Genomic DNA, 23,655 nt, shown 5'->3' on the forward strand with positions numbered 1-23,655 from the left:
ATGTCAATCCTTTTCATTTTTTGCTTGTTCCAAATGTTTTTCAAGCTCTTCATATTCTTCTTTTAACTTTAAATGTTCATGAACAATATTAACGGCTGTTAATACTGCTAGTTTATTAATATCAAGTGTCGGATTTTTACCGCTAATTTCTCTCATTTTATCATCAACAATTGAGGCCACAAGGCGTATATGGCTTGTGCTCTCAGACCCGATAATCGAATATTGCTGCCCATATATATCTACAGTTGTTCTTGTTTTTTGTGGCTGTGACAAGTAGTTGGCCTCCATTCTAGTCAATCCTAAAGATAATAATACCATGAACACGATATTTATGGAAAGAAATCTCAAGAAACGTTATGATAGATTATAAAGAATTTTATCTAACCTTGTATAAAAATAGTAAGTAGGGGATGTTATTTTGTCTAATACTGTCTTAAAGTGTACCCCCGGTACCATTGAAAAAATGAAGACGCATTATAAAAGTCACCTATTAGAAAAGGTCCCACAGGGTGGAGTATTTGTTGCCAAACTTCCAAGTTGTACAATTACAGCATATAAATCTGGGAAAGTGTTATTTCAAGGAAATAGCGCTGCAGGAGAAGCTGAAAAATGGGGAAGCTCCGAGGCTCCAACTAAAATGACAACTACAAAGAAATCAGGGGCAAAAAATAGTGGCTTACCACCTAATATCGGAGCTTTATCGATGGTTGGTTCTGATGAGGTTGGAACAGGTGATTATTTCGGTCCAATGACAGTCGTTGCCGCATATGTTTCTAATGATAAGTTTGCTTTGCTTAAGGAACTTGGAGTTAAGGATTCCAAGGATTTAAATGATAAACAAATTTGTGAGATTGCAGAATCGATCATTCATGTAATACCATATAGCCTGTTAACTTTACATAACGAAAAATACAACGAACTACAAGCAAAAGGCATGACTCAAGGTAAAATGAAGGCATTGTTGCATAATCAAGCAATTGGGCATGTGCTTAAAAAGATTGCACCCACAACACCGGATGGTATATTAATCGACCAGTTTGCAATTCCCGATGTGTATTTCAGGCATTTATCAGGTCAAAAGGAGATTATCAAGGATCATGTGTATTTCAGTACAAAGGCAGAAGGGGTTCATCTGTCTGTTGCTGCTGCTTCGATTATTGCAAGGTATGCGTTTATAAAAGAATTTGATAAATTAAGTGAAAAGTGCGGCTTGGAGTTAAAAAAAGGAGCTGGCGCTCAAGTTGATGTAGTTGCCGCTAAGCTTATCAAAAAGCAAGGAATGGGAGCACTACGGAGCTTTACAAAGGTCCATTTTGCAAATACAGAAAAAGCCAAAAAAATAGCCGGGGTATAAGAAAAGCACAAGGCGCCCGCTAATCGGCGACAAGCATAAGACGAGCGCTGACAGAAGGTGCCTTTTACCTACCGAAGAGATTGGCTTATGACCTCGAGTCGATGGCCCCTGGAGCTAGACATAAAAAATGGAGTGGGCCACTTTGGACCCACTCCATTTTTATTATGAACGCAATGTTGCTTCAAATTTTTCTTCAACTGCTTTTAGTACTTTGTCATGTACTTTTGTTACTTCTTCTTCAGTTAAGGTGCGCTCTGGATCAAAATACTTGATTGAGTATGCAACTGATTTTTTACCAGGCTCCATACGCTCTCCTTCATAAAGGTCAAAGATTGATACATCACGAAGTAGCTTACCACCTGCTTCAATAATGACCTGCTTCATGTCACCTGCAGCCACTGACTGATCCACAACAAGTGCAATGTCACGAGTCATCGACGGGAATCGTGGAATTGGTTGATAAAGAATTTCCTCAACATCTGCTTCTAAAAGATCCTTTAATGATAATTCAAACACATAAGTTGGTGTTAAATCTAAATCCTTTTGAACATTTGGATGAAGTTGACCAACAAATCCAATTTCTTTGTTATCTAATAACACGGAAGCTGTACGCCCAGGATGCATCCCTTCTACTCTCGCTTGTAGGAATGCAGTTCTGTTTTCAAGACCAAGCTTTTCAAATAGCCCTTCTAGAATTCCTTTGACAACATAGAAGTCCACTGCTTTTTTCTCACCCTGCCATGTTGGTGATAACCATGAGCCAGTCAGAGCAATTGCTAAGTGTTCTTTTTCATCTGGAAGTTCTTGGTTTGGTCTAGTAATGAATACAGAGCCCGTTTCGTAAGTCGCCACACTATCAATTTGACGTGCCAAATCATGTGAAACAACCTCTAATAAATGTGGAAGAAGGCTTAATCTTAAGAGACTTCGTTCTTCACTCATTGGCATAGCCAAACGAATTGGCTCACTACGTTCAAGTGCGTATCTATTTACTTTTTCAGCACTTGTAAGTGAATATGTGATGCTTTGATATAATCCAACACCTTCTAAATATCTTCTCACTAGACGACGCTTTGCTTGATAAGCCGTTAATCTACCAGGATTTGACTCACCAAATGGAAGAGTGGTTGGTAATTCATCATATCCATATAATCGAGCTACTTCCTCGATTAAATCCTCTTCAATTGTAATGTCAGGTCTACGAGTAGGCACAGTAACATGGAAAGTATCGTTATCCACAGTAAATGAGAACTTTAGGTTAGTGAAAATCTCTTCTACTTTTTCTTTAAAAATTTCAGTTCCTAACACTTTATTGATTCTCTCAAGTGTCACAGAAACATTGGTCGGTTGAATATCAAGCGTATCAACAGCCACCACACCTTCTAGAACGACACCACCAGCAAGCTCTGCCATTAGCTCAGCTGCACGATCTGCTGCTTCACGAGTACGGTTTGGATCAATTCCTTTTTCAAAACGAGCACTTGCTTCACTTCGTAATCCGTGATCTTTTGATGACTTACGGATTGTGCTACCTGTAAAATAAGCAGACTCAATTAATACGGTTGTTGTATCATTTTTAACTTCAGAATTCGCTCCACCCATAACCCCTGCTAGAGCTACTGGAACTGTTCCATTTGTAATTACGAGGTGCTCGTCGGTTAATGTACGCTCAGCATTATCTAATGTCGTAATCTTTTCTTCGTTTTTCGCACGTCTTATGAGAATTTCTTTAGAACCTAGACGATCATAGTCAAACGCATGTAATGGTTGACCATATTCTAATAAAATATAATTTGTAATATCGACAACATTATTATGTGGGCGGATTCCTTCAGCCATTAGGCGTGTTTGAAGCCATAATGGTGATGGACCAATTTTTACATCCTTCACTACTCGTGCTACATATAACGGATTATCTTCCTTCGCTTCTACTGAAATCGAAATGTAATCTTCCGCTTTTTCCGATGAAGCTGTCACTTTCGGTTGTGGAAGTTTTACATCTTTTCCTAAAATAGCCGCAACCTCATAAGCAACCCCCATCATGCTCATAGCATCAGCACGATTAGGTGTTAGGCCTAGCTCAAGAACTTTATCATCAAGATTCAATTGAACAATTGCGTCAGCTCCTGGCTCAACCTCATTCGGGAATACAAAAATTCCTTCTGAGTATTCTTTTGAAACAAGCTTTGATTCAAAACCAAGCTCTTGAAGGGAACAAATCATTCCACTTGATTCTTCACCACGAAGCTTTGCCTTTTTGATTTTAAAATTGCCCGGTAAGACTGCTCCTACCTTTGCGACTACGACCTTTTGGCCTTTTGCAACGTTCGGTGCTCCACAAATAATTTGAACAGGTGCACCTTCACCTAAATCAACGAGACATTTATTCAATTTGTCAGCATTCGGATGTTGCTCACATTCTAATACATGACCAACCACAATCCCGCTAATGCCTTCACCTAAATGATCGACACCTTCAACTTCAATTCCACTTCTAGTGATTTTTTCTGCTAAGTCTTCTGCAGTTACACCTGATAAATCAACGTATTCCTGCAACCATTTGTATGAAACAAACATTCTCTTACTCCCTCCTTAGACCCGATTAAATTGTTTGATGAAACGATTATCATTTGTGTATAAATGACGAATATCATCAATTCCATATTTCAACATTGCGATACGCTCTGGGCCCATACCGAACGCAAATCCTGTATATTTCTTTGAATCAAAGCCAGACATTTCCAGTACATTTGGGTGAACCATACCAGCACCTAAAATTTCAATCCAGCCTGTCTTTTTACATACATTACATCCATCCCCGCCACACTTAAAGCATGAGATATCCATCTCTACGGAAGGCTCAGTGAATGGGAAAAAGCTTGGGCGTAGACGAATTTCACGGTCTTCACCGAACATCTTTTTCGCAAATGTATTTAATGTACCCTTAAGGTCACTCATGCGAATGTTCTCATCGACAACCAATCCTTCAATTTGCGTGAATTGGTGAGAGTGTGTCGCATCATCATTATCACGGCGATATACTTTACCTGGGCAAATGATTTTTACAGGTCCTTTTCCTTCATGCTTTTCCATTGTTCTCGCTTGAACAGGAGAAGTTTGTGTACGAAGAAGAATATCTTCTGTAATATAAAATGAATCCTGCATATCCCTTGCTGGGTGGTCTTTCGGTAAATTTAACGCTTCGAAATTGTAATAATCCTTTTCTACTTCAGGTCCTTCCGCAATTGAATAACCCATACCTAGGAATAAATCTTCAATTTCTTCAATTACCTTAGTTAGCGGGTGAGGTCCACCAACATGAACAGGTCTACCTGGAAGTGTTACATCGATTGTTTCAGAAGCTAGTTTTCTTTCTACTTCTTCTTTTTCGAGTAGTTCTTGTTTTGCCGTCAACTTTACAGTGATTTGCTCTCTGACTTCATTGACGAGTGCTCCCATTTTTGGACGCTCTTCAGCAGAAAGCTTGCCCATCCCTCTTAGTACTTCAGTGATAGGTCCTTTTTTACCTAAATAAGCAACACGAATATCATTTAATTCTTTAAGATTCGTTGCAGCCTCTACTTTTTCAAGAGCTTCATCTTTTAACTCATTTAATCTTTCTTGCATTACATTTCCTCCTTTTTTGGACAAAATAAAAAACCTCAATCCCAAAAAAGGGACGAGGTTTAGATTCGCGGTACCACCCTTGTTAACAATTACAGCATCATAATTGTTCACTTCGTTTCGATAACGGCAAATGCCGGAACACCTTTACGTTATTTATAACGGTCCAAGTGCCAACTCAAGAGGTGAATTCACTTTCTTCTTCTATAAAAATGCTTGCAGTCACGGCATTTTCTCCCTGAATAGTGAGTGGAAAGATACTAATCTCAATCATTGTTTTTAACTATATGTAAAGCATATAGATTATATTATACGTATCTTCGATGTGCAAATCAAACCCAATTTATTTCTTTTTTCTTACAAATGGGAGATAGAGGATAAAAAACATGATCAAAGCGACAATTTCCAACGATAATATATACCATGGGTACGGACCAAGTAGGTCGATTAGGCTTGGGGTTATCGGTTTTCGAGCGAGAAACATATAGTTTCCGCCAGTCACTTTGTTGATGAAAAAGACTAGTAATGCGATTAGGTTAAGTGCTGCGAATGCCTTCCAAACCGATTTTATTGTTGGTCTAAAATTCTCGTACCAAAGCATGTATAGGCTGGCCAGAATAATCGCGATATGAGCTAGAAAAAAATGAAAATAACGATAATGTGGAAAGTCATATGCAAGCTCTGGTGTAAGCATCGCTTGTAATGCGCCACCTATGCCCAAAAAATAAGTGATCTCGAATAAAAGGTAGCTCCGAGTTAACAGCATTGTGATACTTAAAAATAGTGAAATTGAGCAAAGCTGAAGTGGCAGGGAATCAATCGGGTCCCATACACCTGTAAACACGTACCAAATATAGAGAGATAGCTCACTTCCCAATAAAAAGAATGCCAACGTATAACGAATTGCGGATTTTCCTTTAGTGATTCTAGCTCTAAAAAGAAATAACAAAACTCCCGAAACTAGGAGCAAGCCCAGCATCACAACATGTGAAAAAGATAACCAGTGAAATTGTTCACCTACAATTGACCCTCCGAAAAAGTCGCTTATTATACTCCCCCCTCTTTACCGCAGATGATATAGTAAAATCCCCGCTGCCACGGCTACATTTAATGATTCACTTTTTCCGTAGATTGGAATATATAGATTTTGATCTGTTTTCTCTAGTAACTCAGGATCTACTCCATTTCCTTCATTGCCAACCAGTAATGCGAATGAATCTTGAGCAACAGCTTGTTTGTAGTCAACTGCATTTTTTAAAGATGTTCCGTATACTTTAATACCACTTTGCTTAAGTTGTTCTATCGTTCCCTGTAAATTTGCTTTTATAATAGGTATATGGAAAATCGAGCCCTGTGTAGAGCGAACCACCTTTGAATTGTATACATCAACGCTTCCTTCACCAATAATTACAGCATCTATTCCTGCTGCATCCGCAGTACGTATCATTGTTCCAAGATTTCCAGGGTCCTGAACCGCATCAATCAATAATAATTTAGAAAAATGTCGGTCTTCTTCAGCGGAATATTGTTCACAAATAGCCGCGACCCCTTGAGATGTATCTGTATCACTTATTTCCTGCATAATTTTTTCTGTCACAATTGTGATTGAAAGATTGTCTACACTCCATTTTGAAGGGATATCTATTGTTTCACTTATAATCAATTCACGTATGATTACATCACTTTTTAAAGCTTCTTCAACTAGATGATACCCTTCAATCATAAAAGTTCCTGATCTTTCACGTTCCTTTTTCGTATGAAGTTTTTTCCATTGTTTTATTTGAGGATTTTTATTTGATTCGATTCGTTTCAACGCACTAATTACTCCTTTTTGTTGATTCTTTTTCCATTATATCCTAAGGAAGATACATAAAAAAGGTGGGCACCGTAAAAGATACTAAAGAAAAAGTTACATAGGAAAGGTGTGCATGTGAATGAATTTGAATTTAAGACATGCTGTTAAGCATAATGTTACAGGAAACTCTCAGGCTGAATTAGAAGATACAATTGTAGATGCAATCCAAAGCGGAGAAGAAAAAATGCTTCCTGGATTAGGAGTATTGTTTGAAGTTATTTGGCAAAATGCAAGCCAAGAGGATAAACAAGAGATGCTCACAACACTAGAGCAAGGGTTAAAGCAGTAAACGGAAAAAGCCGATGACAAAAATCATCGGCTTTTTTTAATCAAATGCGCCTTGGCGTATTTGCGCCCGATTTCTTTCGAGCCATGCTCGAAAAATTTCCCTTTAAAAATCGTGGCCTCTGCCGGAGGCTTAACTTTATTCAGACTAGGGTTAAACCCTTTACTGAATTGGGTACTCTTAATACGTTCATCTCGCCATAAAAGTAAGAGAATTCTGCTGAATAAAGTTAATCGAATTTAATTATATTTACTGCTTCTTGATCCAAACGCTTGATTACTTCTGCAATTAACTTAACTGCATTTTCATAATCATCTCGATGGAGGATTCCAGCATGTGAATGAATATAGCGTGTTGCGATTGTAATCGCTAGAGCTGGAACACCTTCTAAGGTAATATGGATTGAGCCAGCATCTGTTCCACCACCAGCAATTGCATCAAATTGGTATGGGATGTTCATCTCATCAGCTACTCCAACAACAAAATCTCGTAAGCCTTTATGAGAAACCATGGAAGCATCATATAAAATAATTTGAGGCCCATCACCCATTTTACTCAACGCTTCTTTCTCTGAAATTCCAGGTGTATCACCTGCAATTCCAACATCAACAGCAATTGCAATATCAGGCTTGATCATCATTGCAGCCGTTTTGGCACCTCGAAGACCAACTTCCTCTTGAACAGAACCAACTCCATATACAACGTTTGGATGCTCTTCGTTCTTTAAATATTTTAATACATCTATTGCAATCGCACAGCCAATACGGTTATCCCATGCTTTTGCAAGTAGCATTTTTTCATTATTCATAACCGTGAATTCAAAATATGGAACAACTTGGTCTCCAGGTTTCACCCCAAATTCTAAGGCTTGCTCCCTACCTGCTGCACCAATATCTATGAACATATCTTTGATTTCAACAGGTTTTTTTCGTGCTTCAGCAGATAAAATATGTGGTGGTTTTGAACCAATTACACCCGTAATATCCCCTTTACTAGTAACAACGGTTACACGTTGTGCAAGCATAACCTGTGACCACCAGCCACCTACTGTTTGGAAACGTAAAAATCCTTTTTCATCAATCTGTGTTACCATGAAACCAACTTCATCTAAATGTCCAGAAATCATGATTTTTGGACCAGTTGCATTGCCTTCCTTTTTCGCAATTAAGCTTCCTAATCCATCGTACGAAATTTCATCAGAATATGGAGTTATGTATTTTTTCATGACCTCACGAGGCTCTCGTTCATTACCAGGAATACCTTTTGCATCAGTAAGATCTTTTAGCATCGTTAATGTTTCGTCAAGCTTTGTCATTATTAAACACCATCGCTTTCGTTATTTTGACCATTTCATTATACAGAAAATAGTGGCAATTGAGCAATTTTGGATCCATATTATTCTGTCCCACATTATCGGGCGGTAAAACCTCACTAATTGAAGTTTCACTTTGTCCCACTTGATCCAAATCCTCCTTCTCCTCTTTTAGAAGCAGTCACTTCCTCAACCTGCAGCAAGTTAACCTGGGCCACTTCGGCAACCACCATTTGCGCTATCCGCATATGTTTTTCGACTACAAAGTCTTCTTTTCCATGATTAATTAAGATGACGGCAATTTCTCCACGGTAGCCTTCGTCAATCGTTCCAGGACTATTTAAGACAGTTACCGAATGTTTTAGTGCTAGTCCACTTCTTGGTCGTACTTGCGCTTCTGTTCCAGGCGGTAGCTCAATTTTGATGCCTGTCTTGATTAAGTCAGCCTCACCTGGTTTAATTAGTTTTTCTTCGGCAGAATATAAATCTAAACCTGCATCACCTGGATTTGCTTGCAACGGCAGCTTAGCATCCTTGTTTAGCAGCATTACTTTTAAGTTGTATGTCATGTAAAAAATCCTCCTCTAGAAAAAAATTATAACAAATTTAAAATAACTTGAAACCTTTTGTGTAGGTTAATCGTATATGTTGGCAGATTGAAAATGGAGGGAGTCCTCTTATGTTTGTCATACTCATTCGTTTTGTCATCTTACTTCTAATCATCTTTTTATTATATCGGATTTTCAAGTACGTACTAAATCCAAAGAGGAAGATTGAGCTCGCACAAGAAAAAAAGGAATTCTACTGGCTTGATGACCTAGCAAATGTCCATAAAAACTTTTTATTAACGTATAAGGGAGTTTTGTTTGAAGGGGAAAAATATTTAGGATCTACTTCGAAATCGTTTGAGGTTGTCTCCATCTTTGTATGGTCCAAAACTGATAATCTTAAGGGTTTAACCTATACGGATTTCCAATACATTGAACGTAGAATTAGGGAAATTTATCCGCATGCAAAAATTGATTGGAAGAGCCCAATAAAAGAACTAATAAAGGAAAACAGTCGTGAGCAATAAACCCACGACTGTTTTTTTATTGATATGACCTACCTGCTTTAGGATTAAAAAATTCATGCCATTTGATAATAACTTGTTTTTCTCTTAGTAGATAAAACAAGAGAGTAAGTGCCAGAAGTATCGCGAGAATCACAGTTGTAGAGAATTCCCGGATAAATTGACCGAAAACGGTGTAAAGAAGTGCTACTGGAATATTTGTATAAAAAGAGGCTTTGGCATAGTCTCGAAAATTTCTAGTAACATCTATGATACACAAGGATAAAAGATGAAAATTAATAAAAGGAATAACACGTAAGATTGCAATTTGCCCGATGGTAAAATTCACTTTGTCACCTAACCATTTTTGCTTGAGTGTATTAATTTTTTTTGACAATCTCGGAACTTGCCGATATAAAAAATAGAAAAGAATGCTGAGCATGGTTAATCCTAGTATAGAATAAATTGTGCCAAATACCGACCCGAATAAAATACCCCCAACGATACATACAACAGGAACTGGTATGAAAAAGAAAGGACGGATAAGATGTATTACAATAAAAATAATGGGGGCAAGTAGTCCAGTGGATTCAATAAAAACGAACAGCAATGTCATTGTTTCATCCAAATGTACAAGTCACCTCTTCCTCTAGGGTACTTATAGAAGTGCTAATTAAGCATATACAATCGTACAAGTAGTTATGACATGTTAACCAAAATATATATGTAGAGGGCTAATGTCATAACCGTAAGAATAGGAAGCAGGGTAACAAAGTGCTTATGTTTTGTCTTATGTCGAAATTGCTTCATTCCAAAAGTCGCTCCAAGCGCGCCGCCTAAGATAGCGACAATCCAAATATGTTTTTCAGAGATGCGCCATTTATTGTTTCTGGCTCTGTTTTTATCGATGTACATGAGTAGTAAACCGTATACGTTCAGTATTACATAGATTAATAGAATTGCGTACATTGTTTTTCCACCTTTTACAGCACGAGAATGCGCACTATGGTTTTTCTTTTCGTTCTATGGTCATTATTTTGATTCAATGGTTTTTAGCTTAATGTGACAAACTAACAAAAAAGGTTACTCTCATTTTACAATGGGAGTAACCTTTTTACATAGATTAAATTATTTTAGGTTGCTTTTTGCAACAGTTGCTAATTCTGCAAATGCTTTTTCATCGCTAACAGCTAGGTCAGCAAGCATTTTGCGGTTTACTTCGATACCAGCAAGCTTAAGTCCGTGCATTAAACGGCTGTAAGAAAGACCGTTCATACGAGCTGCTGCGTTGATACGAGTAATCCATAGCTTACGGAAGTCGCGTTTCTTTTGACGACGGTCACGGTAAGCATACATTAATGATTTCATTACTTGTTGGTTTGCAACTTTATATAAAGTGTGTTTTGAACCAAAATAACCTTTAGCTAATTTTAATACCTTTTTACGACGTTTGCGTGTAACAGTTCCGCCTTTTACTCTTGGCATTTTGTACCCTCCTAGAATCTATATCAATCGATCATTGATTATTTTAAGTTGTCTAACATGTGGCGAATACGTTTGAAATCGCCTTTGCTTACTAATGAAGCTTTACGAAGCTTACGCTTTTGTTTTGTAGTTTTATTTCCGAATAAGTGGCTTGTATATGCTTGTGAACGTTTCAGTTTACCAGATCCTGTTTTCTTGAAACGCTTTGCACTTCCACGGTGTGTTTTCATTTTTGGCATAGGGAGTTCCTCCTCAATTCATTACTTTTCGATTTTAGGTGCTAGTACTAAAAACATGCTTCTACCATCCATTTTAGGGTGGGATTCAATAGTAGCAACTTCAGCACAAGCTTTAGAAAAACGATCTAATACACGTTGACCGATTTCTTTATGTGTAATCGCACGACCTTTAAAGCGAATTGATGCTTTAACCTTGTCGCCTTTTTCAAGGAATTTAATTGCGTTACGAAGCTTTGTATTAAAATCGTGCTCATCAATTGTCGGACTAAGTCTAACTTCCTTAATGTTAATAACCTTTTGATTTTTACGAGCTTCTTTTTCCTTCTTCTGTTGCTCAAAACGGAATTTACCGTAGTCCATAATACGACATACAGGTGGTTTCGCATTTGGGGCAACCAATACAAGATCAAGATTTGCTCTAGCAGCAATTTCTAATGCTTCAATTTTGGATTTAATTCCTAGCTGATCACCATTTGAACCAATCAAACGAACCTCACGGGCACGAATGCCCTCGTTAACCATCATGTCTTTGCTAATAATTAGCCACCTCCAAGGTTTTTTAAAGAATGCCTCGTTTGAAATCTTGCGCATTTTACAGATTTGAGACAAACAAAAAAGTGTGAATGTATACACACCCACACTATTACAATTCATTTACACAATAATGATTAATGAACGTAAGACCTACCAACTGCAATTTGCGTCAATCAGGTGAGAAGCGGGTGCCTCTACTTTCTCAAACAAGTATTCAATTACCTTCAAAAGTATAACATTTAAGATGGTATCTGTCAAATAGTGCAACTAGAATAACACAACGAAATTTATTCTAGCATGCACTTTTATGTTTGACAAGAACTTTTTTTATTTATTAACTTCTTGGAGGATATTTGCAAGGAATGTATCAAAGGCAAGAGTCTCTGATTTTTGCTCGCCATACTTGCGTACGTTTACTGCATTTTCCTTTATTTCATTGTCCCCTACAACAAGCATAAATGGAACTTTTTGCATCTGAGCTTCTCGAATCTTATAGCCGATTTTTTCATCGCGATCATCTATTTCTACGCGTAAACCTTCTGCTTGAAGTTTCTCTTGGACATTCTTCGCATAGTCTAAATGAACGTCTGGAGAAACTGGAATAACTTGAACTTGCACAGGTGCTAACCAAGTTGGGAATGCGCCTTTGTATTCTTCGATTAAATAAGCAACGAAGCGTTCCATTGTTGATACAACACCACGGTGAATAACGACTGGACGATGTTGTTTTCCATCTTCACCGACATATGTTAAATCAAAGCGTTCAGGTAATAAGAAGTCAAGCTGAACAGTTGAAAGTGTTTCATCTTTTCCAAGAGCTGTACGAACTTGTACATCAAGCTTAGGACCATAAAAAGCTGCTTCACCTTCTGCCTCGAAATAATCAAGGCCAAGGTCGTCCATCGCCGCCTTTAACATAGCTTGTGCTTTTTCCCACATCGCATCATCATCGAAATATTTTTCAGTATCCGCTGGGTCGCGATAAGAAAGTCGGAAACTGTAGTCTTTAATATCAAAGTCTTTATATACCTCTAAAATAAGGTTAACAACGCGTTTGAACTCTTCTTGAATTTGGTCAGGACGAACGAAGATATGTGCATCATTAAGTGTCATCCCTCTAACACGCTGTAGACCTGAAAGTGCTCCACTCATTTCATAACGGTGCATTGTTCCTAATTCAGCAATACGGATTGGAAGCTTGCGATAGCTGTGAATGCCATTTTTATAGATCATCATATGGTGCGGGCAATTCATTGGACGTAGGACAAGCTCTTCATTATCCATTTCCATTACAGGGAACATGTCATCTTGATAATGATCCCAGTGACCTGATGTTTTATAAAGATCAACATTTGCTAGAACAGGTGTATAAACATGATCATAGCCAAGTCTAACTTCTTTATCAACGATATATCGTTCGATAACACGACGAATAGTCGCACCTTTTGGAAGCCATAATGGCAAGCCTTGACCTACTTTTTGTGAGTTTGTAAAAAGGCTTAGTTCCTTACCCAATTTACGATGGTCGCGCTCTTTAGCCTCTTCAAGTAAACGTAAATATTCATCAAGGTCGGCCTTTTTAAAGAATGCTGTCCCATAAATTCGTTGAAGCATTTTATTGTCACTATCGCCACGCCAGTATGCACCAGCAATGCTTAATAGCTTAAATTCTTTAATTTTTCCTGTAGAAGGAACATGAACACCACGGCAAAGGTCAAAGAATTCACCTTGTTCGTAAATAGTTAATGTATCTCCTTCTGGAATATCTTGAATCAGCTCAAGCTTAAGCTCATCACCAATCTCTTCGTATCGACGAATCGCTTCATCTCGTGAAACCTCAACACGGTGAATTTCAAGATTTTCATTAACGATTTTCTTCATTTCTTTTTCAATTTCAGGCAAATCTTCAGGTGTTAATGACTTTTCCATATCAATATCATAGTAGAAGCCATTTTCAATAACCGGGCCCACACCAAGCTTAACGTCTTTGTATAGACGCTTAATCGCTTGAGCCATCAAGTGAGCTGTACTGTGTCGCATGATTTCTAATGCTGCATCAGTATCTTGGGTAATGATTGCTATTTCACCATCTTCATGGATTTCAGTTCGCAAATCAATTTCCTCGCCGTTGAATTTACCAGCATATGATTTTTTCTTAAGTCCTGGGCTGATTGAGCCTGCAATTTCTTCGGTTGTTGTTCCTTTAGGAAACTCCTTCACTGCACCGTCTGGGAATGTAATTTTTACTACATCTGACATCAGTTTTCAACTCCTTTTTCTTTATGAAAATAAAAAATACCCGTCCCTATAAAAAAGGGACGAGTATATGTATCGTGGTTCCACCCTTGTTTCCATGTCAGACACAAGTCTATCCATGGCTCAAGAAATAAGTAACGGTTATCCCGTCAGCAATTACAGCTTTGATAAACAAAGGTTCACTACTGAAGTTTAGAGGTGGTAATCGTATCATTCGTGTTAGGAAGCTTCCAGCCATGTCTTCCCTCTCTGAAAACCGTAATCATACCATCGTGTCCTCATCATAACTTTTAAATTATTAATGTAGTATTTGCAATATGTAGGTATTATAGTCTTATTTAAAAGTTAAATCAAGGGCACTTGACATATTTTATATTTTTTTTGCTTTAAGACGTCTATTTTCAAAAGACTTTTTTGTATAAATCGTTACATTTTCCAAGAATATATTATGAATGGTTTGAACCATCCCATTATCAATCTGATCTGTATAAATTGATATCGATTTTGGTGCAATCGATACTAGAGGTGCCAAAACTGCGGAATCAATATACATCGGTTGGTGCAAAATTAATTTACGATCAATAAATTTAAATAGCTCATCTCGTTTAATTTCAGTAAATTCCTGATTAAAAAAATAAAATTGTTCATCATGGAAAATATGTAATTGGTCAAGCTTCGGTTCCCGTTTTTCCCGAAATTCTCGCAATCCTTGAATAAATGTCTGATACTCCTGCTCTAGCTTGTACTCGTCAATTGCTGACTCTACAATTTGTAATAATGCCTCATTATACGAGCGCATGCGAAACTTTAAAAACGATTCGAAGGAAAAAGAAATGGGAACCTGCAGGAAATCGTGAAGCGCTTCCGCTATTAGTTGTTCCCGTGGAACGACATCCTGTACACCAGGTATATCAGGGTTATTCCCATCCATCAATGCTTTAGAAATTTCTAAAATTTGTTTTTTCTCTTCATAATCGGTAAAGTAAAATAAGTTTTCAATATAATCAAGAATCCAATTATCTTCATTATTTTTGATAATAAATTCGGTCATAACTGGAATGATAACAACCTGTATTGCATATTGTGTTTGTTCTGATGCAAAAACAGACACCACGTTTTCTTCTTCATTTACAACCTCTATGTAATCTATAGAAAGAGCTTTTATCTTTCTTAGTAAGCTCTTATACATTTTTTGTGCATCTGTGATTTCTTGAAAATGCATTTCAATCAAGCTAGTCCCCCCCTAATAGCCAATACCATTACCCTGTTAAATGTATATGGTACAAGGGACAACTTTAGAATATAAAAAAAGCTATCCCTTTTTTTGAGATAGCCGTTTGCTCGAATAAAATGCGCCTTCGCGTATTTGCGCCCGATTTTTAGGCCCACAGGAAGTGGGTCATAAAGACGTTGCCACAGGATGTGACGTTTTTAGTCTTTGATCTTACTGCTCGAAAAATTCCCTCTGAAAAATCGTGGCATCTGCCTGAGGCTCTAACTTTATTCAGCCGGGTTCAAACCGGCTGAATAAAGTTAGTAACGACGGTTTTTTCCTTTAAGTTCAACTGGTTTCGCTAAAAATTTAATTCGTTCCATAATTCTAGCCGCTTTTACTTTTTCCTCTTCACCACGTTGTGTATATGATAAGTGGTGTTCAAGACCTTTCATATCAAAATTTGATGTGAAGAAGGTCGGTAAATTTTCAAGCATACGATATTGTAATATACTTCCAAGAATATCATCTCTCATCCAGCTAGACATGGATTCTGCTCCAATATCATCAAGCATTAACACTGGAACCTTTTTAACTGCGTCAATTTTCGAATTGATGGATTGGTCCTGTAAGGATCCTTTTAGTTCTCTCATAAATTCAGGTACATATACGAGCATTGAAGCAACTTTCTTTTGTGCCAAACCATTTGCAAGTGCTCCAAGAAAATAAGTTTTTCCAATTCCAAATGAACCGTACAAATATAGACCTTGCATCCGTTTACCCGGTTCATAATGATCAAGAAATTCCTGGATTAATAAAATCGCATCAGAACGTCCTTCATCAAATTCAATGGATTCAAGGGATGCATCAAGAATGTCCTTTGGAACATACATACTTTTGATTAATGATTTATATTTAACCTGTTCATCATGCATTACCTTTTTCGGACATCTTTCATAACTTAAATCAATTGAATTTCCTTTAAGTTCGAGATGAGGATGATATCCCTGTAGCATGTTTTTACAAGTATCCAGGCTTTCACATTTCGTACATTCCTTACTTTGGTTAATATACTCGTACAGTTTTCCAAGACTTCTATTGATTGTGTCATTCGTGATTACGTCTTGATGGACATTTATAAAGTCCCTTACCTCAGGATTATTCAATACTTCATGCTTGATTTGCTCATACCGCTGTTGAAAACCAGTATTATTTGATAGTTTTTTTAATGAATCCTGAATCGGCTTCATGTCCTCACCCCCATCTTACTTTTTAATTTTCTTCAGTCTTTCCTCAAATAATCTCTTCTTTTCCTCAAACGAAGGATCATACGTATCTTCCTGTTTTGGAGTTTCTACTTGTGTTGTTTCTTCATCTTGTTTTAACCAATCAGGCAGTAATTCTTTACGTATCGGCTGCCTTTTGTATTTACTTGCTTTTTTATCAGCAGTCCAATTATGCTTTTTCGCTGTTTCCATTGCATCTTTTACTGTCTTAATATCCAAACGCGCCCAGTTGCTCGCTATGGTTTCAATATAGGACTTTGTTAGTCTCATATCCGATTTTAACATGACATAATATAACAGTACATTCACAACACCTGGAAGAAGGTTTTGTCGGAACATTACATCTTCAATGATTTTCAATTCCGAGACAGACGGCTGTGCTCCTCCAGAAACATCAATTAGAAACTCCTTTGGTGAGATTCTTTCAAGCTTTTGAATTAATTCCTCTTCCTTTGTTTGCGGGACTTTATTTACCATAGTTTGGTTAGGTAGTGGTTGAACTTTTTCAGTCAGTGTAGGTAATTCATTGCCTGTTTCAAATTGATACCAATCCCTTGAAGCTCTTCTTAATTTTTCAATATCAATTTTTTCATTTGGGTCAAGTGCACTCATGACAATCCCCTGCATTTCAATTGGATCGATTCCGTATAGGAAGGAGAGCTTTGTGATAGCCTCTTTTACTCTAGGAGTAATTGATTTTTGGGGAATCATTACTTCGGAAATTCCTGCAAAGAACAAATCAAAATTAAAGCTCACATTTTCAATTAAAAGCTTTTTCTCCTCACTTCGGTCCATGAATTCTGTATTGTCATCCCGTTCAAGATTATGATTCATTTCATCACTAATCGTGGAAATCATTTTCGAGACTTTAACCGATTCAAATACTTCGCTAAACGCTTTTGTAATTGGTTTGTACGAGTTTAAATCTAGTTCATTATCAGAAAAGAACTGCTTAAGTTTAAAAAATTTACTCTTACCAAGCCTGTTATATAAGTAAACGTTGAGAACACCATCCGTAAAAAAGGCTCTCGGGGAAAGGGGGGCTTGGAGCTCATAAATAAAACTTCTTGAATCTTCATCAGACTTCACAAATGTTTTTAATAGGCCAATGCCTTCTAGCTTTAAGCGTTCTTGATAAATTTCCTCTAGATTCGTTTGAAGAAGGGCCATTAACGTATAATGGGTGCTTTCCTCACTCCAAAGTCGGTTTTGCTCCAATTCACTCCACAGGGTCATATAAAGACTGAAGGCTTTCATTCCAATTAGAGGCTGGTATAGCAATGATATAACTTTCCGATCATAGTCATGCATAAGGTCTGCAGCATGAACGATATAGCGATCAACTGGTACTAATTCCTTCCAATGCTCCATTTCATCAAAGCCTTTCATTTCTACTAATAGATCAAATGCGCCTTGGCGTATTTGCGCCCAGGTTTTTTAGGCCCACAAGATGTGGGTCACAAAGACGAAGACATCAGGATGTGGCGTTCTTAGTCTTCGATCCTTTTGCTCGAAAAGTTACCTTTTCTGTGGCATCCGCCGGAGGCTAACTTAATTCAGCCAGGATTTGAATCAACATTAATATTGTATACTTTTTTCATTATCCCACTTGTCCAAGTATGGACTTCTGCTGAATAAAGTTAAAAAAGAGCTTAAAAAGATTCTTAAGCCCTTAGCGTTCCCGTTTAATTAATTCCTTTAATTCATCAATAAACACATTAATATCTTTAAACTGACGGTATACGGATGCAAATCGAACATATGCCACTTCATCCACTTTGGCCAAATGATTCATTACATACTCACCAATAATATCGCTATGCACTTCTGCAATCCCTTGACTTCGAAGTTCCTTTTCAACCTCGTGGGTAATATCCTCTAATTGTTTTAAGGAAACCGGACGTTTTTCACATGCTTTAATAAGTCCACGCAGCATCTTTTCTCTACTAAATTCCTCGCGCGTTCCTTCTTTTTTTACGACAATCAACGGAATTTCTTCCACTTTTTCAAATGTTGTAAAACGATATTGGCATTTTTCGCATTCGCGTCTTCTGCGGATTGAACGACTATCATCAACTGGACGTGAATCCAACACTCTTGTTCCATTATGATTACAAGATGGGCATCTCATTGTAACAACTCCCTTCCAAGGAGATCTCTTTGTATTTATCATATAAGAAAGATTTTTGTAGGACAAGGGCTTATACTTGTAAATTATGCTGTTCTTAAGATTCTCCCTTTCCGCTTAGCGGAAGCTCTTTATCTAAGTGTTGATATAAATTCATGATAACCTTTCGGCTATAGCCAAAGTCGATCGGTAGCAATAATGTCTCCGTCGTGACAGCAAAGTCAATTGCTGTTTCAAATGGTCTAACAGAGACGATGGTTGCTACAACAAAGGCTTTTCTTCCTTTTTTGATCGAGATGCTGATTTCTCCTCGTTCTTCTGATACAGAGTTAATATGATAGCCATCTAAATTATTTATAACCTTTTTTACTGCTTCGATTGCTTTTTTATTAGTTATTTTATAATAATGACTTCTCAAAAGCTCGTCCGAATGTTTGTCCCTTGTTTCACTGTGGTTAGAAAAAAACGCTTGCAATCCCATTTGTTCCACTCCTTATTAATCCTATATATTAAATTATGTAAGCTGAAAATGTAAAAAAAGAGGTGTAATTAATACACCTCTTACTATTTTAGATGATTCTTATTTATTTTTAAAGTACTTTAACTTGTGCTGGTTTTACTTGTACTGGGCCCATGCCACGTGGAAGTTCAATATTCTCGCGCGTTTGTGCACCAAGTGCCTCGGCAATATAGTCTGCAGCAATATTCGGATCTAAATCTCCACATGTGTATACATCAATACTTGCATATCCATGTTCAGGAAAACTGTGAATCGTTAAATGTGATTCCGAAATGATAACCACACCACTTACTCCCTGTGGAGCAAATTTGTGAAATGCTACCTCACGAATTTCTGCACCTGACTTAAGTGCTGCCTGAACAAATGTTTCTTCAATTCCTTGCATGTCATTTAATTTTTCAAAATCGCAACCCCATAATTCAGAGATTACATGACGTCCCATAGTTTCCATCATTCAGTTGTTCCCCCTCTTACAATAATTTCGGGTGAGTTCTTCGCGTAAAGCATGAGCATAACTACCACGGGGGAAAGTTAGTCCAGAGAGGTCCTAACCCTTTAAGTAGCTACAAAAGCATAGGCTTTTAAGAAGTTCACGAAACCTAGTATACTAATTTTATATACTTTTAGCAATAAATTTTTTAAAAATATAAAAAACCTTCCCGCAAATTAGGAAGGTTATCATAATCAAATACGACTTGGCGTATTTGTGCCCGATTTTTAGCTCCACAGGAAGTGGGTTATAAAGACGTTGCCACAGGATGTGGCGTTTTTAGGCTTTGATCTTACTGCTCGAAAAATTTCCTCTGAAAAATCGTGGCATCCGCCGGAGGCTATAACTTTATTCAGTCAGGGTTTTACCACGCCATTATGTTTGATACTCATTAACATTCATCCCCACTTTATAGTAGGGACTCTACTGAATAAAGTTATCCTACGTTCACTTCTGTTTTTTGGATGATTTTTGCGCCTACATATCTAACCAAATCTACGACTCTACAAGAATATCCCCATTCATTATCATACCAAGCTAGTACCTTTACCTTACGATCTCCAATGACCATCGTTGATAGGCCATCAATTATCGAAGAATGAGGATTTGTATTGTAATCAATTGAAACTAGTGGCTCAGTAGTAAAATCCAAAATCCCTTTTAATGATCCGACGGATGCAGTAATAAAAGCTTCGTTAATTTCTTCAACTGTTACATCTCTCTCAACATCTACAACTAAGTCAACTAATGACACATTTGGAGTCGGGACGCGCAGTGCCATTCCATGTAATTTTCCTTTTAGTTCCGGTAATACAAGTGATAGTGCTTTTGCCGCTCCTGTTGAAGTTGGAATAATTGACTGTGCACAAGCTCTTGCTCTTCTCAAATCCTTATGTGGATTATCAATATTCTTTTGATCATTTGTATAAGCATGAACAGTTGTCATTAGACCGTTTACAATTCCAAATTGCTCATTTAACACCTTCGCAACTGGAGCTAAGCAATTTGTTGTACAAGATGCATTTGAAATAATCGTATGTTTGTCATGATCGTACTTTTCTTCGTTAACACCCATTACGATAGTAATGTCTTCATTCTTACCAGGTGCTGTTAAAATCACTTTCTTCGCACCAGCTTGTAAATGTAGGTTCGCTCTATCCTTTGAGTTAAACTTTCCTGTTGCCTCAATCACAATATCTATATTTAATCTTTTCCAAGGAAGCTCTAACGGATCACGGGAGCTTAGTAGTTGAACGCGCTTTCCATTCACCAATAAAGATTCTTCCTCAGGAATGACTTCTACATCGAACTTTCCATGGTTAGTATCATATTTTATGAGATGTGCTAGTGTTTCAGCAGGGTAGCTTGCATTAATAGCAACTATTTCCAATGAATCATCCATAATTGCATTTCTAAATACCATTCTTCCAATACGGCCAAATCCATTAATTGCGATTCTTGGCTTCATTACAACCCCTCCAAAATATATGCTATACTTTTTACACTCAATATTCACAATTAGTATAACACATTGGATTGGATATGTAACATTTTTATTCAGTTTTTTATAAAAATGGTTATTCATATAGCTATTGTGTTCCATAATTAAGCATAAAAAAAGGTATCTCAGCAATCCGAGATACCTTAATTTATATGTTATGATACTTAATTTTGTATACCCCATTTTTTGCAAATTTCACGGAACTGATCAAACGTATCCTCAATTGTGCGATTATTATCAATTACAGCATCCGCAAGTTGAATTTTCTCCTCAAGTGGCATTTGTGAGTGAATTCTAGCCTCTGCATCCGTCTTGCTAAGATTATTGCGATTCATAAGACGCAATAACTGTGTTTCTTTATCAACATAAACAAGGAGAGTTCGATCGACCAATGAAGTTAATTTGCTTTCAAACAATAATGGGATGTCTAATACAATTGTTTTTTCACCGTTCATGATATGCTCTTCCTTTTCCTTTAGCATTTGTTTTCGAACGGCCGGATGAACAATTGAATTTAATAAAAGACGTTTTTCTTCACTGAAAAAGACGACCGATCCTAACTTCGGACGGTCAATCGTCTTGTCAGATAATAAAATTTCTTCGCCAAAGGATTGAACAATTTGCTCGTATGCTTCTTCACCAACCTCAACAACTTTACGTGCAATAACGTCAGCATCAATTACAATGATTCCAGCTTCTTTAAACATCTGTGATACTGTACTTTTTCCACTTGCGATTCCACCTGTTAATCCGATTGTTAGTATCACGTATTCTATCTCCTCTGCCGCGTTTTTTTAGAATTTCCATATTCCAATTAAAATCAGTAAGATTCCTGGAAAAAATGAAAATTTCTGTATCCATCTTTTCTTTGAAAATACGGAACCGCTTTCGATACCTGTATAAACAAAAAGTGAGCTCATAAAAGCAACCAACAAAGCCATTACCCACGGAGAAAAACCTAATAAAGCAGCGCCAATTCCGGCACCGAAAGCATCAAGCGAAAGGGCAAGACCTAGTAAAAATGCTTCAAAACCAGTAATGGTTCCTGATTTATCAAGGTCTGCAACCATTGGCTTCTTTAAAATATTGATAACAAGTCCAAGTGATTTTATTTCAACCTTCACCAGTAGTTTTTCTTCGTTAAGCTCCGACGCTTGGGATGTTGGACGAAAAAACTGAAATAATACCCAAACACCAATTAATACGAGTACAATACCACCAAGCCGGTCGGCGATTACAGGTGATACGAAGAGTGCAATTGATTTACCTAACCCCATGGCAGCCGCCATCGTTACGGCTGAACAGCAGGCTATTGTAATGATTGATTTAAATGGTATTTTCATTTTTCTCATACCGTATGTGAAACCAACGCTAAAACTATCCAAGCTAACTGCAAATGCTAATAAAACGAGTGACGCAAACTGGGACATCTCGCAAAAGTCTCCTTCCTATCGATTGCTAAGATATTATATGGAGGGAGCCCATTTATGTGAAATGTCCGAAGGAGAAGGAAATGACACATCGGATTCCTCCTCCTTTTTGATCTTTATTTTAATTTCTTTTTATTCTTCTGGCATTTTGGGCAGTAGTGGGTGCCTCTTCCGCCGACGACTGTTTTTTCTATTTCTGTTCCACATCTTTGGCATGCTTTTCCGTTTTGACCATAAACAAATAGCTCCAATTGGAACATCCCGATGTCACCTTGAGTGTTAACATAAGAGCGGATTGTGCTTCCACCTTTTTCAACGGCCTCGTTCAATGTTTGAATGATTTCTTGGTGGAGTATTTTCATTTCCTTTTTAGTCAGGGAATTTGCTTCACGTTCCGGAAAAATTCCTGCTCTAAACAACGCCTCATCCACATAAATATTTCCAAGGCCAACAACATTTGTTTGATCAAGTAGTGCAACCTTTATTTTCCGATTAGTCTTAGAGAGCTTTTCCTCCAAATATTTCAGTGTAAATTCTTTTGAAAATGGCTCAGGACCTAATTGGGATAAGGGAAGACTCCCCTCTTCTTCCCCTATACTAAATAAATGCATCGTTCCAAATTTCCGAACATCCCGATAGCGAAGCTCAGTGCCATCTGTAAAAGTAAACAAAACATGGGTATGTTTATCATATGGTTCATCTTTATCGTATAGACCGTATCTGCCCTCCATGCGTAAATGTGAAACCATCACATAATCATCTAATAAAAATTTTAAAAACTTTCCTCTTCTATCCACATCATGGATAGTTTGACCACGAAGAGCATCACAAAATTGTTCTGGCTCTTCTGGTTTTTTGATGATTTTTGGCCATAGCACCGTTACATGATCGATTGTCTTTCCATTTACAAGCTGAATTAATGTTCGTCTAACGGTTTCGACCTCTGGTAATTCAGGCATTTGATCACTTCCTTTATTTCTAAACAACTTTAAATCAAATACGCCTCGGCGTATTTGCGCTCGATTTTTTTCGAGCAAAGCTCGAAAAACTTCCTTTGAAAAATCGTGGCATCCGCCGAAGGCTTTTAACTT

General features: G+C 37.4%; 26 protein-coding genes and 3 other annotated features. Of the genes, 3 read left to right on the forward strand and 23 right to left on the reverse strand.

Features of this window, described 5'->3' with window-relative positions:
- Positions 1–3 precede the first annotated feature (3 nt).
- Positions 4–273 carry a cell division protein ZapA gene (zapA, locus tag V7097_RS08785; protein WP_335703226.1) on the reverse strand — a complete coding sequence of 90 codons (270 nt, stop codon included), beginning with the start codon at positions 271–273 and terminating at the stop codon, positions 4–6.
- Positions 274–418: 145 nt separating this feature from the next.
- Here zapA and rnhC point away from each other — a divergent pair, with 145 nt between their 5' ends.
- The gene (gene rnhC, locus V7097_RS08790) at positions 419–1,354 is read left to right on the forward strand and encodes a ribonuclease HIII (protein ID WP_335703227.1); all 936 of its coding nucleotides are present in this window, start codon (positions 419–421) and stop codon (positions 1,352–1,354) included.
- A gap of 162 nt (positions 1,355–1,516) precedes the next feature.
- Here the strand turns inward: rnhC and pheT are convergent, their stop codons facing one another.
- The 4 genes from pheT to V7097_RS08810 all read right to left on the reverse strand — a co-directional run bounded on the left by pheT (position 1,517) and on the right by V7097_RS08810 (position 6,791).
- The gene (gene pheT, locus V7097_RS08795) at positions 1,517–3,931 is read right to left on the reverse strand and encodes a phenylalanine--tRNA ligase subunit beta (RefSeq protein ID WP_335703228.1); all 2,415 of its coding nucleotides are present in this window, start codon (positions 3,929–3,931) and stop codon (positions 1,517–1,519) included.
- 15 nt (positions 3,932–3,946) lie between these two features.
- Positions 3,947–4,981 carry a phenylalanine--tRNA ligase subunit alpha gene (pheS, locus tag V7097_RS08800; protein ID WP_335703229.1) on the reverse strand — a complete coding sequence of 345 codons (1,035 nt, stop codon included), beginning with the start codon at positions 4,979–4,981 and terminating at the stop codon, positions 3,947–3,949.
- 45 nt (positions 4,982–5,026) lie between these two features.
- Positions 5,027–5,261: a binding site (T-box leader), on the reverse strand.
- Between the two features lie 60 nt (positions 5,262–5,321).
- Complete coding sequence (locus tag V7097_RS08805) at positions 5,322–6,029, reverse strand: YwaF family protein (protein ID WP_335703271.1); 708 nt, start codon at positions 6,027–6,029, stop codon at positions 5,322–5,324.
- Positions 6,030–6,041: 12 nt separating this feature from the next.
- The gene (locus V7097_RS08810; RefSeq protein ID WP_335703230.1) at positions 6,042–6,791 is read right to left on the reverse strand and encodes a TrmH family RNA methyltransferase; all 750 of its coding nucleotides are present in this window, start codon (positions 6,789–6,791) and stop codon (positions 6,042–6,044) included.
- Positions 6,792–6,912: 121 nt separating this feature from the next.
- Here V7097_RS08810 and sspI point away from each other — a divergent pair, with 121 nt between their 5' ends.
- Positions 6,913–7,122, forward strand: coding sequence for a small acid-soluble spore protein SspI (gene sspI, locus V7097_RS08815; protein WP_099362128.1), 210 nt, complete (start codon positions 6,913–6,915; stop codon positions 7,120–7,122).
- A 226-nt stretch (positions 7,123–7,348) separates the two neighbouring features.
- On the opposite strand, the gene V7097_RS08820 is transcribed toward sspI, so the two are convergent.
- A complete protein-coding gene (locus tag V7097_RS08820) occupies positions 7,349–8,434 on the reverse strand; it encodes a M42 family metallopeptidase (RefSeq protein ID WP_335703231.1) in 1,086 nt (361 codons plus the stop codon).
- Positions 8,435–8,562: 128 nt separating this feature from the next.
- Complete coding sequence (gene dut / locus V7097_RS08825) at positions 8,563–9,000, reverse strand: dUTP diphosphatase (protein WP_335703232.1); 438 nt, start codon at positions 8,998–9,000, stop codon at positions 8,563–8,565.
- A 110-nt stretch (positions 9,001–9,110) separates the two neighbouring features.
- Here dut and V7097_RS08830 point away from each other — a divergent pair, with 110 nt between their 5' ends.
- Positions 9,111–9,506, forward strand: a complete 396-nt coding sequence (locus V7097_RS08830; protein WP_335703233.1) for a sigma-w pathway protein ysdB — start codon at positions 9,111–9,113, stop codon at positions 9,504–9,506.
- Positions 9,507–9,522: 16 nt separating this feature from the next.
- Here the strand turns inward: V7097_RS08830 and V7097_RS08835 are convergent, their stop codons facing one another.
- From V7097_RS08835 to mutM, 16 genes are all read right to left on the reverse strand, one after another.
- Complete coding sequence (locus V7097_RS08835) at positions 9,523–10,110, reverse strand: TVP38/TMEM64 family protein (protein ID WP_335703234.1); 588 nt, start codon at positions 10,108–10,110, stop codon at positions 9,523–9,525.
- A gap of 71 nt (positions 10,111–10,181) precedes the next feature.
- Positions 10,182–10,451: a DUF1294 domain-containing protein gene (locus V7097_RS08840; RefSeq protein WP_335703235.1), complete on the reverse strand. Its 270-nt coding sequence runs from the start codon at positions 10,449–10,451 to the stop codon at positions 10,182–10,184.
- Positions 10,452–10,610: 159 nt separating this feature from the next.
- Complete coding sequence (rplT, locus tag V7097_RS08845; RefSeq protein ID WP_057999469.1) at positions 10,611–10,967, reverse strand: 50S ribosomal protein L20; 357 nt, start codon at positions 10,965–10,967, stop codon at positions 10,611–10,613.
- A 38-nt stretch (positions 10,968–11,005) separates the two neighbouring features.
- Positions 11,006–11,206, reverse strand: coding sequence for a 50S ribosomal protein L35 (rpmI, locus tag V7097_RS08850; RefSeq protein WP_335365949.1), 201 nt, complete (start codon positions 11,204–11,206; stop codon positions 11,006–11,008).
- Positions 11,207–11,227: 21 nt separating this feature from the next.
- Positions 11,228–11,746, reverse strand: a complete 519-nt coding sequence (gene infC / locus V7097_RS08855; RefSeq protein WP_335703272.1) for a translation initiation factor IF-3 — start codon at positions 11,744–11,746, stop codon at positions 11,228–11,230.
- Between the two features lie 65 nt (positions 11,747–11,811).
- Positions 11,812–11,946, reverse strand: a sequence feature (ribosomal protein L20 leader region).
- A 121-nt stretch (positions 11,947–12,067) separates the two neighbouring features.
- Complete coding sequence (thrS, locus tag V7097_RS08860; RefSeq protein WP_335703236.1) at positions 12,068–13,999, reverse strand: threonine--tRNA ligase; 1,932 nt, start codon at positions 13,997–13,999, stop codon at positions 12,068–12,070.
- Positions 14,000–14,051: 52 nt separating this feature from the next.
- Positions 14,052–14,290: a binding site (T-box leader), on the reverse strand.
- A 76-nt stretch (positions 14,291–14,366) separates the two neighbouring features.
- Positions 14,367–15,218, reverse strand: a complete 852-nt coding sequence (ytxC, locus tag V7097_RS08865; protein WP_335703273.1) for a putative sporulation protein YtxC — start codon at positions 15,216–15,218, stop codon at positions 14,367–14,369.
- A gap of 311 nt (positions 15,219–15,529) precedes the next feature.
- The gene (gene dnaI, locus V7097_RS08870) at positions 15,530–16,459 is read right to left on the reverse strand and encodes a primosomal protein DnaI (protein WP_335703237.1); all 930 of its coding nucleotides are present in this window, start codon (positions 16,457–16,459) and stop codon (positions 15,530–15,532) included.
- Between the two features lie 15 nt (positions 16,460–16,474).
- Positions 16,475–17,866, reverse strand: a complete 1,392-nt coding sequence (locus V7097_RS08875; protein ID WP_335703238.1) for a replication initiation and membrane attachment family protein — start codon at positions 17,864–17,866, stop codon at positions 16,475–16,477.
- Between the two features lie 301 nt (positions 17,867–18,167).
- On the reverse strand, positions 18,168–18,626 hold the full coding sequence (gene nrdR, locus V7097_RS08880; protein WP_335703239.1) for a transcriptional regulator NrdR: 459 nt from the start codon (positions 18,624–18,626) through the stop codon (positions 18,168–18,170).
- A gap of 94 nt (positions 18,627–18,720) precedes the next feature.
- Positions 18,721–19,104: a cytosolic protein gene (locus V7097_RS08885; protein ID WP_335703240.1), complete on the reverse strand. Its 384-nt coding sequence runs from the start codon at positions 19,102–19,104 to the stop codon at positions 18,721–18,723.
- A gap of 109 nt (positions 19,105–19,213) precedes the next feature.
- Positions 19,214–19,594, reverse strand: coding sequence for an adenosylmethionine decarboxylase (gene speD, locus V7097_RS08890; protein WP_010678381.1), 381 nt, complete (start codon positions 19,592–19,594; stop codon positions 19,214–19,216).
- Positions 19,595–20,069: 475 nt separating this feature from the next.
- Positions 20,070–21,101 (reverse strand): glyceraldehyde-3-phosphate dehydrogenase, encoded by a 1,032-nt coding sequence (locus V7097_RS08895; RefSeq protein ID WP_335703241.1) that lies wholly within the window; start codon positions 21,099–21,101, stop codon positions 20,070–20,072.
- A 197-nt stretch (positions 21,102–21,298) separates the two neighbouring features.
- Positions 21,299–21,901 (reverse strand): dephospho-CoA kinase, encoded by a 603-nt coding sequence (gene coaE, locus V7097_RS08900; protein WP_335703242.1) that lies wholly within the window; start codon positions 21,899–21,901, stop codon positions 21,299–21,301.
- Positions 21,902–21,928: 27 nt separating this feature from the next.
- A complete protein-coding gene (gene ytaF, locus V7097_RS08905; protein WP_335703243.1) occupies positions 21,929–22,564 on the reverse strand; it encodes a sporulation membrane protein YtaF in 636 nt (211 codons plus the stop codon).
- A gap of 116 nt (positions 22,565–22,680) precedes the next feature.
- Entirely contained in the window at positions 22,681–23,523 is an 843-nt protein-coding gene (mutM, locus tag V7097_RS08910; protein WP_335703244.1) for a DNA-formamidopyrimidine glycosylase, read from the reverse strand.
- Positions 23,524–23,655 lie beyond the last annotated feature (132 nt).

Source organism: Bacillus sp. JJ1562, assembly GCF_036962705.1.
Taxonomy (GTDB): Bacteria; Bacillota; Bacilli; order Bacillales; family Bacillaceae_L; genus Ferdinandcohnia.